Source organism: Streptomyces venetus, assembly GCF_039540295.1.
Lineage (GTDB): Bacteria > Actinomycetota > Actinomycetes > Streptomycetales > Streptomycetaceae > Streptomyces > Streptomyces venetus.
This window is the reverse complement of record NZ_BAABET010000001.1, coordinates 383,778-400,212: the sequence shown is the minus strand read 5'-3', so window position 1 is coordinate 400,212 and position 16,435 is coordinate 383,778. Positions and strand designations below refer to the sequence as shown.

Genomic DNA, 16,435 nt, shown 5'->3' with positions numbered 1-16,435 from the left:
GTCGTGTGTTCGCGCGAGGCACACGACTCCCAACGAGGACGGCTCGGTCCAGGTTGTGCGGCGAGCGGGTGGGCCGGTGCACGCGGGCGCGGGTGTGCCGCTGGTCGCCGGTGCCTTCGGGTGCCCCGGCCACGGTCGGAGTGGCCGGAGCAGGGGCGCCCCGGACTCAGCCCCGGCGGCGGGCGATGGCCCGCTGGAGGGCTGTGCGGAGTTCCGGGGGCGGGGGTGGCGCGTTCGTCTCGGCGCTGGCGGTCACCGCGGCGGCCACCTCGCGCAGCTTGGTGTTGGAGAGCTGGGACGTCTCGCGCAGGATGTGCCAGGCCTCGTCGGAGGTGCAGCCGTGGGTGGCCATGAGGATCCCTCGGGCCTGGTCGATGACCGGGCGGGAGGCGATGGCCTGGCGCAGCTGCTCGACCTCCTCCTGGAGGACGTGCAGCCGCTCCGCACGCTCCAGGTAGACCACGGAGGAGCCCAGGGCCGGGGCCGGGGCGTCGGGGGTGGGCTCGGAGCGCAGCGGGTCCGTGGTGTCCAGGCCCGCGAGCTCCAGGATCCGACGCGGCTGGCCGTTCCAGTTCGTGGTCGTGACCGTCAGCGAGCGCTGCCGGCCGTAGTCGCCGAGCATGTCCAGGAACTGCAGACCGGCCGTGTCCATGAAGTGCACGCCCCCCATGTCCAGGTCCACCCGTGTGATGGTGTGCGGCAGCTCGGCCAGCGTTCTGGCCAGAGTTTCCGCGCAGCCGTGTACCAGCTCACCACGCGGGGTGAGCTCGGCGCGTTCCGCGTCCACGCGACCACTGATGACCAGTGGATTCAGCCCTCCTGTGAGATGTGGTGATGCCGCAGTGGTCATGTCACCGCCTTCTCGGTCCTCGTCGGTCGTGTTCGTCCTCACCGGATCTGCACGACGTCACTCGCCCCCGTGGACGTCGGTGTGAGGTGCGCCTGCCCGCCGTACGGCTTACTACACCCGGATGTGGGGAATGAGCTGTCCCCGGGCGGGTACGAGCGCTGTGGTCCAGAACGTGGGGAGAGGGGCGTGAACACTCCGTATCAGGTGCCGGGCGCCGGTCACCGTGGTTCCGTGCCGGGTCTTTCGGTGTTCCCGCTGGCCGGGCGGAGCGGGGTCCGGGCGGCCGGGGAGGTCGGCCTGACCACCCGTGCGATCTGGGAAGCTGTACTGGAAGAGGCCGTTCGCGAGGATGACGACGTGTACTACCTGGAGCTGTCCGACGTGACCTTCGTCGACGTCGCCGGCGCGGGTGCGCTCGCGGACGCCGCCGGGCGGCTTACCGACGGCCGGCGGTTCGTGGTGCGGCGGCCCCCGTCGGCGCTGCGGCGCACGCTGGACCTGCTGTGGCCCGACCAGACGGGGATCGAGGTGACGACGTCATGACCGCTGCGGTGACCGACCCCTTCGCGCCCTCGGAGTCCTTCGTCCACCCCGCGTTCTTCTACCGGGACGAGCAGGAGTACCTCGGCGGCACCGTCCCGTTCGTGCGCGAGGCCCTGGCGGCCGGCGACCCGGTCGCGGTCGCGGTGCCCGGCAAGAACCTGGAGCTGATCAGGGACGCCCTGGGCGACGCCGCCGGCGCCGTGCGGCTCCTGGACATGCGCGAGGCCGGACGCAACCCCGGGCGGATCATCCCCGGCGTGCTCCGCGCCTTCGCCGACGCCCAGCCGCCGGGCAGCCGGGTGCGGATCATCGGCGAGCCCGTCTGGGCCGGGCGTTCCGGCACCGAGTACGCCGCCTGCGTCCAGCACGAGGCGCTCATCAACGCGTCCTTCCAGGGCAGCACGGCGACCATCCTGTGCCCGTACGACGTCGGGCAGCTGCCCGAGCACGTCCTCGCCGACGCCTACGCCACCCACCCCAAGGTCATCCGCTCCGGCACCGACCACGCGGAGGACAGCGAGGCGTACGCGCCCGCCGACATCGTCGCCCGCTACAACGAGCCGCTGCCGCCCGTGCCGGACGCGCTGACGTTCCCCTTCGACTCCGCCTCGCTCCCCGAGGCCCGGCACGTGGCCGTCGGGGAGGGCGCGCGGCACGGCCTGGCCGGCGTCAAGCTCGACGACCTGGCCCTCGCCATGGCCGAGCTGACCACCAACAGCGTGATCCACGGCGGCGGTTCCGGCGTGCTGCGGGTGTGGACCGAGGACGGGTACGTGGTGTGCGAGGTGCGCGACGAGGGGCGCCTCGTGGACCCCCTGGCCGGGCGCCGGCCCGTGCCCCGCGACCAGCGCGGCGGGCGCGGGCTGCTGCTGGTCAACCTGATCGCCGACCTGGTGCGGGTGCACACGGCCGACAGCGGTACGACCGTACGCTGCTGGTTCGACCGCTGAGGGGGCACGCCCCGGCGGCCCGTGCCCCCGCGCTCACGCCCCCAGCGGATCCAGCGCCAGCGGTTCGATCCGGCCCTCCAGCATCGCGCCGAGGCCCTGCACCGCGCACACGTCCGGGCGCTCCGCGATGTGCACGGGCATGCCGGTCGCCTGCCGCAGCATCTGGTCCAGGCCCGGCAGCAGCGCGCTGCCGCCGACCATCATGATTCCCCGGTCGGCGAGGTCGGCGACCAGGTCGGGCGGGCAGTCGCGCAGCACCTTGCCGATGCCGTCCAGGATCGCGGTGAGCGGCGTCTGGATCGCGTCCCGGACGGCGGCGGTGTCGACCTGGACCGAGCGGGCCAGGCCGGTGGCGACGTCCCGCCCGTGGATCTCCGTCACGGCCGGACCGTGCGGGGTGAGGCCGTTGCCGGAGAGGGCGAGCTGCAACGGCCGTACCGACTGGCTGGGCAGCATCAGCTCGTGCTCGTGGCGCAGGTGCTGCACGATCGCGTGGTCGACGGCCTCGCCGCCCACCGGGATGCGCTCGGCGGTGACGATGGACCCCAGCGACAGCACGGCCACCTGCGTGGCGGCAGCCCCGCACACCATGATCATCGTGGCCTCGGGCTGCTCCACGGGCAGCCCGCAGCCGACGGCGGCGGCGATCAGCGTGTCCACCAGCTCCACCCGCCGGGCCCCGAGACCGACCAGCGTCTCGATCGCGGCGCGCTGGGCCAGCGGGTCGGCGTCGTGCGGGGTGCAGGCCGCCGCCCGCAGGATCGGCTTGCGGCGCAGACTGCGGCGCATCTTGTCGCCGAGCAGGTGCCGCAGCATGCGCTGCGCCATCTCGATGTCGACGACGGTGCCGCCGCTCACCGGCCGTACGACCCGGATGTAGTCGGGTGTGCGGCCCGTCATCTTCTCCGCGAGTTCGCCGACCGCGATCAGCGCGCCGGTGCGGGTGTTCACGGCGGCGGCGGACGGCTGGTCCACGACGAGCCCGGCTCCCTTGACGAAGACGCGTGTGCGGGCCGCTCCCAGGTCGACGGCGAAGTGGCAGCGGCGCAACTGCTCCAGACTGGCGGTCATGGCAGGTCCTCCCGAGAGCACAGACCGTGGGGGGCCGCCAGGTGGCGGGCCTCGCAGACGTGGGGCCGCCGGGCGGCGGGCCTCCCTCGCATCGTGCGCGCGAGGCGCCCAGGCCGCCTTTCCTGGGGGGCCGGGCGGGGCGCCGCCGAACGGGGGGTTTGATCACCCAGTGCCGCGGCAGGCAACGTTTGCCCGTCAAGGAGCGGCGTCCGGTGCGTGCTCTCGGCGTGCCGGCCGGAAGTCCTCGTACTGGACGTACTTGGGCTTTCGGCCGGTGCGGCGAGTGGGGGTACCCCCTGCTCGAAGAGCTTGGGGGAGCGTGCCGGGCGTCGCGACGGGGCGAACGTTGCCTGTCGGGGCACTAGAGGGAGCGGGCGGCCTCCAGGAGTGGGGCCAAGGAGGTGACGGTGGTTTCGCAGCCCGCCTCGCGGAGCTCCCGGCCGATGGTGGCGTTGCGGGCGAGGCCGATGAAACGCAGCCCGGCCCGCTGGGCGGCGGCCAGCTCGGCGACCGTGGACCCGATGACCAGGCCCGTGGCGGCGGACCCGGCGCAGGAGTCCAGGGCACGCAGCAGACAGTCCGGATGCGGGGTGAGGAGTCCGGGATCCTCGGCGCGGCCGTGGACGCCGGCCAGGGGGAGCGTGCCGTAGGGCCTCAGATAGCGGTGCACGACGTCGGCGCAGGCGTCCGTGACCACGCACACGCGACGACCGGCGGCGTACAGGGCGCGCAGCAGGGGCACCGCGTTGTGCGTCGCCGGGGCGTGGGGCACCGCCCGCAGTTCGAGGGCGTCCAGACGCTCGCGCAGCACCGGCCCCAGCGGGTCCTGTGCGAAGGCCCGCAGCACGTCCAGCGGGTGTGTGAACGTCTCCCGCCACCCGGGGGCCACGGCGTCCGGGCCGCGGTGCTCGGCGACGAGACCGAGCAGGTCGAGCACGGCCTCGTGGGCGGCGTTCGCCGAGAACAGGCGGGCCACGGGCCCGTCGAAGCCGAGCAGCACGGTCTCGGCGTCACCGAGGAGACCGGCCGGCGGGGGCGGCGACGGGGCCGCGTCCTGCGGGCCGGGCAGCGCCGCACCCTCCGGGGCCAGCTGCACGGACGCCGTCACCGACAGCCCCGGCACCGGCCACCGGCGCAGCCCGGCGTTGACCGCCCGCTGGGCCGCGCCCGCCCGGCGCAGCGGATGACGGCGGGTGATGCGGGCCGCCTCCTCCAGCAGATGGCCGAGCAACTGCTCGGACACCCGGCCGGCCTCGGCGCGCACGAAGGCGACCGGGTCGTCCACGTGCCAGGACAGCTCGACCGACGCGGCGAAGACGGCCTTGCCGGAGCCCGGCAGGGAGACCCGGTGGCGGGCCTGGTGGGTGGTGAGGTCCACCTCGTAGTACGTCACGTGCCGGGGCGGCCCGTCGCCGTGCGGCTGGGCGGGGTTGAGGAGGGTCAGCGGGCCGTCGGGCCGTGTGTGGACGACGGCCGTGCGGCCCGGGGCCGGTATGCCGAGCCGGCGCAGGTCGCGCGTGATGAAGGGGCCCCGCACCAGGTCACGGGCCTCGGGTTCGGGGGCGGCCGTGGCGGGGGACAGCGGGCAGTACCAGGCGACGGGCGGGGTGTCCGCGGCACCGCCCTCGTAGACGGGCTGGAACCGCTGCGGACCCTGGGCCGCCGAGCTGGCGGCGAACTCCTCGTACAGGGCCGGGGAGAGGAGGACCTGGATGTCTGCGGGCACGGGCGGTGCCTGCGGCGGCGGGGGCGGCCCGTCCCAGAACGTCACGGTGAGAGGCGGCGCGTCGACCAGCCCGGTGAGGACCTCGGGGAGGCCGCGCAGGACCGCGACCAGCACGGGGAGGACGTAGGTCCCGGGCTCGGTGTCGACGAGGTAGCCGTTGTCGAGGACCCGGACCTCGAACCGGTGGGGGGCGAGGGCGCCCCGGGAGAGCATCTCGTGCACCGCGTACTCGAGGGTGATGCGGGCCTCGGGGTGGCCGGTGAGGTCGTCGGCCTCGAAACGGATCGTGGGTGCGGCGGCCGTCGCGGACGCCCCCTGGTCCCCTCCGTCGCGCATGGTCTCGAGGTCCAGCCTGAGGGCGCGCAGGCGGTCCCGGGCGGCCGCGGCGGCGGGGCCCGGGACGCCGTCCAGCGGGTCGCCGTACCAGAGGTCGAGGGCGCGCCGGAGCTCGGCGGGCCCGCGCGTGGTGGTGCCGAGGAGTTCCTCGCAGTGGAACGCGTCGACGTAGACGTCCGGGACGTGCAGGGCGTAGGCGTCCTGGAGGGTGACGAGGGCGCCGGGGGGCAGCAGCGGTCGTAGTTCCAGAACCAGGTTCTCGATGCGGGCGGCGGCCTGGCGTTCCCCCGGGGGATCCCCCCACAGTCCCCGGGCCAGCTCGGCGCCGGACACCCGCCGTCCGTGACGGAAGAGCAGCATGCACAGCAGGGCCTGGGCTTCCGGCGAGGGGAGTTCGCGGGGGAACATGGCGTCGCTGATGCGCAGGGGGCCGAGCACCGTGATGTGGAGCGGGGCCGACCACTGGGCCATCGCGGGGAGTTCGGCGGCGTAGCGGGCGGCTTCGCGCAGCTTGCGCCCCTCGATCAGGTCGAGCAGCTTCCGGTACTCGGCGGGGACCGACAAGCCCGCGCCCAACTGCTTGAGCAGCCAGCGGAACTCGGTCAGGTCCGACTCGGGGTCCTTGCCCCGCGACTCCTCGCCCAACGCGATCCGGCTGATCATCACGGTGCCGTCGGGCCGCAGCAGGAGGCCGTCGGCCCCGCGCTCCCCGCGCACCAGACCGTGGGCGTGGAGGGCTTCGAGGCCGGCCAGGCCCTGGCACACCAGGCGGACGAACGTCCGGAAGGAGACGGCCTGGAGCGTTTCGGCCAGCGTCAGTCCGTCCACGAACTCCGTGACCACGTACGGCGTGTCGTCCTCCACCCCGAAGTCGAGCACCCGCACGACGTGCGGATCGTCCAGCCCGGCCAGCGCACCCGCCTCCCGCAGGAACCGCTCGTGCGGTGCGGGCTGCTCGCGGTACCGGCGTACGACCACCTGCCGGCCGGTACGGACGTCCACGGCCTTCCACAGGCGGCGGTCGGCTCCGCGCGACCCGGTCGGCCGGTACCGCCCGCCGATCAGCCGCTCCTGCGCCCCCTCCCCGCCCAGCCGCCGCACCGTCTCCTCGCTCACCGTCGCGAAGGCCGTGCCCGGGTCGTCGCCCCGGCCGCCCGCCGTCTGGGCCCGGAACTCCCCGGCCGCGAGGCCCGCCCGCTCGTCGATCAGGCCGCCGACCCGCGCGAGGAACTCGCGGGTCCGGCCGCGGGCCGTGCGCGGGAGGGAGCGCAGCAGCAACTCCCGTACGCCGGGCCGGAACTCGTACGTGCCCGGTGGCCCGGGCACGGAGGTCAGCATGCCGCTGAGGATCACCTCGGCGAGGTGCTGGGGGCGCGGGTCGCGGTCCAGGGTGCGCTGCACGAGACGCATCACCGGGACCGAGGGGACCGCCAGCGCGAGGTGCCCGGCGAGGCGGAAGGCCTCCGGGGACGCGGTGGCGCGGAAGCGCAGCACCAGGTCCTCCGGGGAGGACGAGGCGAGGTCGGGGGCCGGTTCGGCGGGCGGTACGGGGGCGGGCGGCAGCCAGGCCGCCGCACCGGGTGTGCGGGCACCGCCCGGGTCGGCCACCAGGGCCGCCCAGTGGGCGAGCCAGGGGGCGCCCGGTTCCAGGACGGGGACCGGGAGGGCCTGCTCGGGGGCGGGCGCGGGGTCGTACGGGGTGAAGTCCAGCGTCGCCGAGGGCGCCGCCGTGGACGGCGCGGTGAGCAGGCCCGGTTCGGCGGGGAGCGCGGTGGTGGGCCAGAGGTGTTCCGGGAGGGGCTGGACGACGGCGAGCGGCATGTGGTGGGCCCAGTGCCGCAGGGTGCGGTACCAGCGGTCGCCCGCCTCGCCCGGGCGCCACTGCGGGCCCATGCAGTCGCTGAGGACGAGGGTGACCGTGCGGCCGTCGTCGAGGACGGGGACCTGGCGGGCCCGGCCGTCGGGGGTGGCCGGGTGCAGGCCGACCGTGCGGAAGATGCCCGACTGGGCGAGAGCCGCGTGCAGTTCGGACACGAGAGGGCGCCAGACCGGCATGGTGGGGCCGGTGTCGTGCACGAGGTTGAGGCGCAGCCAGCGGTCGGGGGCCGGGCGCAGCACGGGGAACCACACGTCGGGGTGGGCGCCGAGCCGGGCGATCCGGTCGGCCGTGGCCCGCTCGTCCAGCACCCGGGCGTGCGGGGAGGGCACCTTGCGCTTCAGCGGGCGCAGGGCGCGTTGCAGCGCCAGCGGGTGCGGGAGCATCGGGGGCGCGGGGGCCAGGAGGCGCGATCCGCCGCCGCCCGGGTGGTCGGGCCGGTGCTGCGGAGAGCGGGGGGCGGGCAGGCTGAGCGGAACGCGGCCGGGGGTGGGGTCGGTTGGCTCCGGGGCCTGGCGGGGCGGGTCCACCGGTGGGGGGACCGGAGCGACGTTCTCGTCAGCGATGTCGGCGACGTCGGCGACGCCGGCGGTGCTGGGGGAGTCGGCGAGGCCGCCGGACCCGACGTCCCCCGACGGCGTCTCCTCCGGCCGGTCCGGTGGCGCCAACAGGGTCGCCATCCACAGCAGTTCCGCCAGCTCCCGCGGCGTCGGCGACGAGCCCGCCGCGGACAGGGCCGCGGCCAGCCGGGCGACCGGCGACGGCCGCCCGGCTTCCGGGTCAGAAGCCATCGCCGTCGGCCGTCGAGCTGAGGTACGGCATCAGCTGCTCGGCGAGGTCGTCGCGGGAGTCGGCGTCCAGGCCCGCGACCCCGGTGAGGTAGAGGGCGTTCAGCAGCTGGTCGGTGGCCAGTTCGCCGCCGCTGGCCCGTTCCAGGAACCGGCTGATCAGGCGGTCGGCGTGGCCGTCCGGGGTGTCGAGGTGGGCGCGGACGATGTCGGTGAGCTGCTCCCGGTCGGGGCGGCGCAGCTTCAGCCGGACGCAGCGGCGCAGGAAGGCGGGCGGGAACTCGCGTTCGCCGTTGCTGGTCAGCACCACGAACGGGAAGGCGCGGCAGCGCACCCGGCCGCGCCGCACGGTGACCGGGGTGTCCGTGCCGTCCGCGAGGACCTCGGCCGCGCCGCCCCCCGCGTGACGGGCGGCCCGCACCAGTTCGGGGATCTCGTACTGGCCCTCCTCCAGGACGTTGAGCAGGTCGTTCGGCAGGTCGAGGTCGCTCTTGTCGATCTCGTCGACGAGCAGGGCGCGGGGCCGGTCGTAGGGGAGCAGGGCCGTGCCGAGCGGGCCGAGGCGGAGGTGGTCCTCGACCTCGGCGGCCGAACGGCCGGAACCGTCGGGCCGGTCCCGCCTGTCCTGCCCCTCCCGGGCCGCGTACAGCCGGGACAGCGGGTCGTACTGGTAGAGGCCGTCGGCGAGGGCGCTGCGGCTGGTGATGTTCCAGCGCAGGACCGGCCCGAGGCGCAGTTCGCGGGCGACCGCGTAGGCCAGGGAGGACTTGCCGGTGCCGGGCGGGCCGGTGACGAGCAGCGGGCGGCGCAGGCAGAGCGCGGCGTTGACGAGCCGGACGCTCTCGGGGGTGGCCACGTACGACTTCGCCCGGTGCACCCGGTCGGGGGAGACGGCCGTCGCGTCGTCGGCGTCGTGCGGCGGCGGCAGGGCGGGCCCGCCGTCGAAGGCGCGCCAGGGCGGTGGGGCGGGGAGGTCGTCGATGCCGTCGTGCGGCTCGTTGCTGCCGGTGTAGACGGACCAGTGCGGCATGGGGGTGTGTCTCCGCTCTCCGTTTTCGTGCGGGTGTTCCTCGGGCGCGCCGGGTGGCTTCCCGGTGGGTCAGGCCACCGGTGTTCGTGTGTGGGCCCCGGCGACGGCGTGCGGGTCGGTGAAGACCCGCGGGTCGTCCCACAGCAGCTGGATGCCGTGGGCCCAGTGGTCCTCCTCCGCTGCGGCCTCCTCGCGCAGGGCCAGGACGTGGCGGGGGAGTTCGGCGGGCGGTACGCCCGCGACGCAGGCGTCGAGCGCGTCCAGGAAGGCCTTGCCGGTGCAGCCGTCCGCTCCGGTGCAGTCCTCCTGCCCCGAGCCGCAGCCACCGCGCGACCACACGATCACCGGGGCCGGGGCGGTGAGCGAGGTGTCGAACTGCGGCCGGGTGCGGGAGGCGGCCGGGGCGGTGCCGAACCCGGCGAGGCAGGCGTCGGGCCGCCGCAGCCGCATCCGCAGCCGCCCGGGCTCCTCCGGCCCGCCGCACTCCACCCGGTGCATCCGCGCGCCCGGCAGGGAGTCGAGGCGCTTCCAGGCCCGGGTCAGCACGTGCCGGGTGCTGGCCTTGCGGCGGGCGTGGTCGGTGACGACCAGCGGGTAGACGCAGCCGAGCGGGGTGGCGTCGTCGGGGGCGCTCTCCCAGCGGTCGACGGGCCAGTCCAGCCAGTCCCGGGGCAGCGCGAACGCGACGAGTTCGTCGGCCCCGGGCGTCAGGAACCGGAAGGCCTCCTCGATGCGGTCCCGCACGTACGCGCGCAGCCGGTGCTGCTCGACCGTGCCGGAGTCCACCGGGTGCCGGCGCCCCTCGCTGTGCGCGGACACCTCGACGCGGACCAGGCCGTCGCCCGCGCCGCTGTGCCCGAGTTCGACGAGGATGGGAGACCACTCGGGCGCCTCCGGCTCCACGGCCGGGGTGTGCAGCAGGGCCTCCAGCCGGTCGGCGAACCGGGCCAGGGTCGCCGCGGCGCCCGGCCCGTCGAGTTCGCACAGCACGAACAGGGCCGCCGACCACAGCGAGTCGAACCCCTCCTCGGGCGGCGGGGGGTCGAACGGGTCGGCCGCCGCGGTGTAGAGCCGTACCGGGTCGCAGTCCACGCCCGTGCGGGCCGCCTTCTCCACCAGGGCGCGCAGCCGGGCCCGGTCGGCGCTCGCGTGGTCCGAGGTGGGGACGAGACCCTGGAGTCCGGGCCAGTAGCGGGACATGACCTCGGTGGGCATCATCCGGCCGTTGCGCACGCCCGAGGTGCCGGCCGCGGCGGTGACCATGCCGACGACCTCGCCGGTGTCGGCCAGGGTGACGGCGGCCCCGCTGAAGCCGGGAGCCAGGGGCTGGCCCCCCGGGTGCCAGGCCTCCAGCTGGATCCACTCCCGTTTGATCAACTGCGGTGCGGTGACGCGGTACTCGGCGAGGGTGCCCTCGTCGAAGCCGGCCGGGAAGCCGTAGACGACGAGCTTGCGGGGACTCGTGCCGTGCGCCGCGTCGGCCGGGGCCAGCGCGGCCGGGGTGACGGGCAGCTCCCGGTCCAGTTCCAGCACGGCGAGGTCACCGAGGTCGGTGCTGCCGCCGGCCCAGCCGCCGTGGGCGACGACCCGGGCCGGCACGGGCGGGGAGCCGGGCAGCTCCGTGAGCGTCACGGTGAGGCCGTCACCGTCCTGTACGACATGGGCGCAGGTCAGCACCGTGCTGGGGGTGACCAGGAAGCCCGCTCCGGCCACGCGGCCCCGTAATTCGATCCGGGCGTGCCACTCGGCGCTGTTCATGACGCTGCGCCGGCCTCCGGGGCGGCCGGGGACCAGGACAGCTTGACCACCAGATGGCCCTCGGCGGTGCCCTTGGCGATGATCGCACCCGTCTCGGCGGACAGTTTCACCCCGAACTCGATCTCCACGCCGTCGGGCCGCAGCGAGCCGTCCCGGAACACCCGCAGCGCGGACTCCGCCGCCGCACGCACCCCGTCCAGGGCGCCCTCGAAGGTGCGGGCCGCCTGGACCGTGCCGTCGCCGCGGGAGACCAGGCGGGAACCGGAGCGCTCCTCCACCGCCTCGACCGCGACCACCGCACCGTCACCGGTCCTGAACTCGACCACTCCGTCCACGGCACCCCCGTCGTCCTGTCGCATTGCGCATTTCCATTGTGACGGAAGGTACTTGATGGCGCGTGGGACATCACCGAACCCTCACGGCCCGACGGTCCCCCGGATCACCCCCAGCTCCACCAGGTCCTGCGGCCGGATGCGCAGTTGGTCCGCCGTCGCCTCCACTTCCCGCGGCGGCCGCTTGAGGATGGCCGCCGCGAGCTCCGGCGCGATCACCGAGAAGTAACTGTCGGGAGTGGCCCAGGTGTTGCCGGGCGCGGCCAGGGCCAGCGCGCCGCCGGAGCCGCCCTCGCCGATCACCAGCGTCGTCACCGGGGTGCGGGCGCCCGCCACCGCGCCGAACAGGTCCGCGATCGCCGCACCCGCGCCCTGCCGTTCCGCTTCCGCGTCGTTGGCGGCGCCCGGAGTGTCCACCAGGGTCAGCACCGGGATGCCGAGCCGGTCCGCGAGGCGGATCAGCCGGGCCGCGGTCCGGTACCCGGCGGGGCGGGTCGCCGTCCCGGTCTGCGCGGCGTACGCGACCGTACGGCCCTCGTGCACGCCGAACCCGCACAGCATGCCGTCCGGGTCCGTGCCGCCGCAGCGGTCGCCGCTGATCGCGGCCCGTTCGGTGAAGTAGGCGTCCAGGTAGGCGGCGGCGCGCGGGCGGCGGGGCGAGCGGGCCCGCCGGACGGCGTCCCAGCCCGTGGCCGGCAGGACCGCGGTGTCACCGAGCGGCTCGGGCGGCGGGGCGGGCGTGCCGGACGGGCACGTCAGCAGCCGCAGCCACCGCCCCAGCGTCTCGCGCAGCTCCTTCGGCTCTACGACCGCGTCCGCCGCCCCGGCCGCGACCTGCGCCTCCGCCGTGTACGCCGCCGGGTCCGCGTCGGCCGGCCGCACCCGCGAGCCGGCGAAGCCGACCTGGGCGCCGGGCAGCGCGAGCACCACGTCGGCACCCGCCCCCAGCGTGGCCCAGCCGCCCCCGGTCGTCGGGTCGCGCACCACCGCGACCTGGGCGAGACCGGCCTCCCTGGTCAACGCCGACTGGCGGGCCACCCGCTGGAGTTGGACCAGCGCGAGCATGCCCTCCTGCATCCGGCTGCCGCCCGTGGCGACCAGCGGCACGACCGGCAGGCGGTGCTCCCGGGCGTACGTGTACGCCGCCTCCAGCCGGTCTCCGGTGCGCTCGCCGAGCGAGCCGCCGAGGAAGCCGAACTCGAACGCGATGAGCACGGCCCGGACGCCTCCGACGCGGGCGGTGCCGCAGACCACGGACTCCTGCTCGCCGGTGCGTTCGGCGGCACGGTCGCGCGAGGCGTCGTAGCCCGGCCAGGCGAGCGGGCCGTCCGGCTTGGCGTCCCGTATCACCGCGGGAAGTTCCGCGAAGGTCGAGTCGTCCGTGACGGCGGCGACGACCTCGCGGGCCGAGAGCCGCTCAGCCATGGCCCAGCGCCCGCTTCATGATCTTCCCCATGTCGTTGCGCGGCAGGGCGTCGAGGTGGTGGACGACCCGCGGGCGCTTGTGCGGGGCGAGACGCCCGGCCACGTGGTCCGCCAACTCGTCGAGGGACGGCGGCGACTGGGGCTCGGCCGGGACGATCCACGCCACGATCCGCTCACCCAGATCCGCGTCCGGCTCCCCGGTGACGGCGGCCTCCCGCACCCCCGGGTGCTCCAGCAGCGCGTTCTCGATCTCCCCGGCCCCGATCTTGTAACCCCCGCTCTTGATCAGGTCGGTGGCCTTGCGGCCGACGATCCGGACGTAGCCGTCGGGGTCGCGCACCGCCATGTCGCCGGTGCGGAACCAGCCGTCGGCGGTGAAGGCGGCGGCGGTCGCGTCGGGCCGGTTGAGGTACTCGGTGAACAGGTTCGGGCCGCGCACCTGGATCTCTCCGACGGTCTCCCCGTCGTACCCGGTGACCTCCGAGCCGTCCTCCTCGACGAGCCGCAGCTCCACGCCCGGCAGCGGCACCCCGACCGTGCCCGGACGGGCCTCGCCGTCGGCCCGGACACTGGTGTTCATCAGCGTCTCCGTCATGCCGTACCGCTCGATCACGCGCCGCCCGGTCGCCGTCGCGATCCGGCCGTGGTCGTGCACGGGCAGCGCGGCGGAACCCGACACGAGCAGCCGCGCCCCGGTCAGCGCCTTGACCAGGTCGGGGTCGCCGGTCACCGCCTCCGCGATGCGGTGGTACATCGTCGGCACGCCGAACAGCATGGTCGCGCCGCCGCTCAGTTCCCGGGCCACGCCCTGGGTGCTGAACCGGCCCAGGTGGCGCACCGAGCCGCCGCGCCGCAGCGGGCCGAGCGTGCCCAGGACCAGGCCGTGCACGTGGAACAGCGGCAGCCCGTGGACGAGCACGTCGTCGCCGGTCCACTGCCAGGCGTCGGCCAGCGCGTCCAGGGTCGAGGCGATCGCCCGGCGCGGGATCACGGCGCCCTTGGGCGGGCCGGTGGTGCCGGAGGTGTAGACGATCAGCGCCGGGTCGGACGCGCGGGTGCGGTCCTCGGGGACGGGTCCGGTGCCGTGCACGTCCACGTCGAGACGGGGCAGGTCCCCTACGGGGGCGGGCAGTTGGTCGTCCGGTGCCGCGAGCACCAGGTCGGGTGCGCTGTCGGACAGGATGTGCCCGAGTTCCTTCTCACCCGACTTCGGGTTGAGCGGCACGGCGGGCACGCCGGCCAGCAGCGCGGCGACGACGGCCACGGCGGTCTCCATGGTGGGGGTCGCCCAGACGGCGACCCGGCGGGCGTCCCGGATGCGTGCGGCGGTCGCACCGGCCGCGGCGGCGAGTTCTCCGTAGGTCAGCGAGCGCTCGCCGAACCGTACGGCGGGCCGGTCACAGGAGCCGCCCGTCAGGGCCGGGAAGAGGGAGGTCACGCGTCACATCTCCTTAAATGTCTGCCTGTCCACTGGTCATCGGCTCGCTACCCCCAGCCGGGGACGACCATCACCAGCCACGCCGCCGCGGGGACGACCGCGACCACGATCCCTCCGTACACCATCAGCTGCCGGAAGAAACGCTCGCGGTCGACGTCCGGTGCGGCGGCGAGGACGAGGGCGCCGTTGGTCGAGAACGGGCTGACGTCGACGACCGTCGCCGAGACGGCGAGTGCCGCGACCATCCCGACGGCTCCGATCTCACCGCGCTCCAGGAACGGCACGGCGAGGGGGATCAGGGCGCCCATGATCCCCACGGAGGAGGCGAAGGCCGAGACCAGGGCGCCGATGTAGCAGAGCAGGACGGCGGCGAGCAGGGGGATGCCGATGCCGCCCACGCCCTCGCCGGCCCAGGTGATGGTGCCCATCTCGTCGAGGACGCCCACGTAAGTGAGGACGCCGCAGATGAGCAGGACCGTCGGCCAGGCGATCTCGCCCACCGCCTTGCGGCTGGCTTCCGGCCAGGCGGTGCTGAGGAGGACGGCGAGGGTGATGGCGGTGAGGCCGGCGTCGAGGTCGAAGATCAGGACGGCTACGACCAGGGCGAGGAGGGAGGTGAGGGTGGCTGTGCGGGCCGGGGTGAGGGTGGTGGTTTCCGTGCTCAGCGTGGGGGTTGCTGTCGGGGCGGTCCGCACCTGGGCGGTGCCAGGTGCCGCTGCGCCCACCTGTGCCGCCCCAGCGGCACGACTGCCCGCAGCGGGGGTCTCGTCCACCGCCCCCTGTGCCCAGAGCTTCATCCCGCCGCACACCACGAACACCACCGCCGCGATCACCAGGTTCGCCGCGAAGGACGCCAGGAAGAGGACCACCTCGTTGCCCGGGAGCTTCTCGCGTTCGACGATGCCGTTGACGATCGAGCCGTAGATGCTGATCGGGGAGAAGCCGCCCGCCTGGGCGCCGTGGACGACCATCGCGCCCATCAGCAGGGGGCTGATCCCGTACCGCGCCGCGAAGCTCAGGGCGATCGGGGCGACGATCGCGACGGCGGCCGGGCTGACCGCGCCGATCGCCGTGAGCGCGCCGGTCAGCGCGAACATCACCCAGGGGATGAGCGCCACCCGCCCCCGCACGAGCCGTACGGCGGCGTGCACCAGCCAGTCGGTGGTGCCGTTGGCGCGGGCGATCGCGAACAGGTAGGTGACGCCGACCAGGACGACGAACAGGTCGCCCGGGAAGCCGGCGAAGATGCCGTCCGCGTCGAGGTCGGCGACGAGCCCGCCGACCCCGAAGGCGGCGGCGAAGGCGAGCGCGCCCATGTTGACGGAACGGGTGGTGGCGATGACGAACACCACGACGAGGACGAGGATCGAGATGAGTTCAGGGGACATACGGGCTCCCGTCTTTGGGCCCCGGAGCTGACTGGGAGCACCCCGCCGGTAGTGGACGAGTGGCTGAGCCACTTGAGGTGCGTTGGTCGAACAGCGTGGGTGCGGCCCGGGCGCGCGTCAAGGGGTCCGGCGAGAATTGGTTCAGCCACTCGGCCAGTGCGAGAGGCCGGTGTTACGCTCCCGACGAGAGGGGGACTTCGTGACCGACGCCCTGCGCCCCATGACGAAACAGCGGCTCTACGAACAGGTGCTGGAGCGGCTGCGCCAGTACGTCGCCGAGGGCGGCCTGCGCGCCGGTGACCGGTTGCCGCCCGAGCGGGACCTGGCCCAGCGGCTCGGGGTGAGCCGCGCCTCGGTGAAGCAGGCGATCGTGGTGCTGGAGGTCCAGGGCCTGGTGGAGGCCCGGCACGGCGGCGGCACCTACCTCGTCCGGGACAGCCTCGACACCGAACCCGTCGACCGCATGGTCGAACGCCGGCGGCGCCTCCCGGACGTGCTGGAGGCCCGGGAGGCGCTGGAGACGAAGCTGGCCGAACTGGCGGCCGAGCGGCGCACGGAGGAGGACGTGGCCGCGATGCGCTCGGCGCTCGCTCACATGTCGGAGGAGATCGCGGCGGGCGGTCACGGCGTCGAGGGCGACCGGTTGTTCCACGCGGCCGTGACGGCGGCGGCCCACAGCAGTCTGCTCGCCGAGTTCATGCGGTCGATCGCCGAGCAGATCGCCGAGAGCCGCACCGAGTCCCTCCGCCAGCCCGGCCGCCCGCCCCGCTCGCTCTCCCAGCACCAGGCCATCCTCGACGCGATCGCCGCACAGCAGCCCCGCCAGGCCGCCGCGGCCATGCGGCGTCACGTCGCCACGGTGGCCAAGGTGCGGCTGCTGGACTGGGAACCTGAGGAAGAGGCGTGACCCGCGGCTGACACCCG

At 74.8% G+C, this 16,435-nt stretch carries 12 protein-coding genes; 3 read left to right on the top strand and 9 right to left on the bottom strand.

The annotated features are described in order from the left end of the window. Positions 1-166 precede the first annotated feature (166 nt). Positions 167-850 carry an ANTAR domain-containing protein gene (locus ABEA82_RS01740; RefSeq protein ID WP_345659525.1) on the bottom strand — a complete coding sequence of 228 codons (684 nt, stop codon included), beginning with the start codon at positions 848-850 and terminating at the stop codon, positions 167-169. Positions 851-1,036: 186 nt separating this feature from the next. On the opposite strand from ABEA82_RS01740, the gene ABEA82_RS01735 reads away from it, so the two are divergent. Both ABEA82_RS01735 and ABEA82_RS01730 read left to right on the top strand, forming a co-directional pair. After that, on the top strand, positions 1,037-1,393 hold the full coding sequence (locus ABEA82_RS01735) for an STAS domain-containing protein (RefSeq protein ID WP_345659524.1): 357 nt from the start codon (positions 1,037-1,039) through the stop codon (positions 1,391-1,393). Continuing rightward, positions 1,390-2,343, top strand: a complete 954-nt coding sequence (locus tag ABEA82_RS01730; RefSeq protein WP_345659523.1) for an anti-sigma factor RsbA family regulatory protein — start codon at positions 1,390-1,392, stop codon at positions 2,341-2,343. The genes ABEA82_RS01735 and ABEA82_RS01730 overlap by 4 nt, the downstream gene beginning before the upstream one ends. Before the next feature lie 33 nt (positions 2,344-2,376). Here ABEA82_RS01730 and ABEA82_RS01725 read toward each other — a convergent pair whose 3' ends face one another. From ABEA82_RS01725 to ABEA82_RS01690, 8 genes are all read right to left on the bottom strand, one after another. Next, positions 2,377-3,414 (bottom strand): rod shape-determining protein, encoded by a 1,038-nt coding sequence (locus ABEA82_RS01725; protein ID WP_345659522.1) that lies wholly within the window; start codon positions 3,412-3,414, stop codon positions 2,377-2,379. A 361-nt stretch (positions 3,415-3,775) separates the two neighbouring features. Further along, a complete protein-coding gene (locus tag ABEA82_RS01720; RefSeq protein ID WP_345659521.1) occupies positions 3,776-8,143 on the bottom strand; it encodes an SAV_2336 N-terminal domain-related protein in 4,368 nt (1,455 codons plus the stop codon). Then, the gene (locus tag ABEA82_RS01715) at positions 8,133-9,170 is read right to left on the bottom strand and encodes an AAA family ATPase (RefSeq protein WP_345659520.1); all 1,038 of its coding nucleotides are present in this window, start codon (positions 9,168-9,170) and stop codon (positions 8,133-8,135) included. The genes ABEA82_RS01720 and ABEA82_RS01715 overlap by 11 nt, the downstream gene beginning before the upstream one ends. Positions 9,171-9,239: 69 nt before the next feature. Next, positions 9,240-10,928, bottom strand: coding sequence for a VMAP-C domain-containing protein (locus tag ABEA82_RS01710; RefSeq protein WP_345659519.1), 1,689 nt, complete (start codon positions 10,926-10,928; stop codon positions 9,240-9,242). Beyond that, positions 10,925-11,263, bottom strand: coding sequence for a CU044_2847 family protein (locus ABEA82_RS01705; RefSeq protein ID WP_345660100.1), 339 nt, complete (start codon positions 11,261-11,263; stop codon positions 10,925-10,927). Before ABEA82_RS01705 ends, ABEA82_RS01710 begins: the two co-directional genes overlap by 4 nt. Positions 11,264-11,344: 81 nt before the next feature. Next, positions 11,345-12,685, bottom strand: a complete 1,341-nt coding sequence (locus tag ABEA82_RS01700) for a carboxyl transferase domain-containing protein (protein ID WP_345659518.1) — start codon at positions 12,683-12,685, stop codon at positions 11,345-11,347. Further along, entirely contained in the window at positions 12,678-14,123 is a 1,446-nt protein-coding gene (locus ABEA82_RS01695) for an acyl-CoA synthetase (protein WP_345659517.1), read from the bottom strand. Before ABEA82_RS01695 ends, ABEA82_RS01700 begins: the two co-directional genes overlap by 8 nt. A gap of 47 nt (positions 14,124-14,170) precedes the next feature. After that, positions 14,171-15,511, bottom strand: coding sequence for an SLC13 family permease (locus ABEA82_RS01690; protein ID WP_345659516.1), 1,341 nt, complete (start codon positions 15,509-15,511; stop codon positions 14,171-14,173). Positions 15,512-15,710: 199 nt separating this feature from the next. Here ABEA82_RS01690 and ABEA82_RS01685 point away from each other — a divergent pair, with 199 nt between their 5' ends. Further along, positions 15,711-16,418: a FadR/GntR family transcriptional regulator gene (locus ABEA82_RS01685; protein WP_345659514.1), complete on the top strand. Its 708-nt coding sequence runs from the start codon at positions 15,711-15,713 to the stop codon at positions 16,416-16,418. Positions 16,419-16,435: the final 17 nt, after the last annotated feature.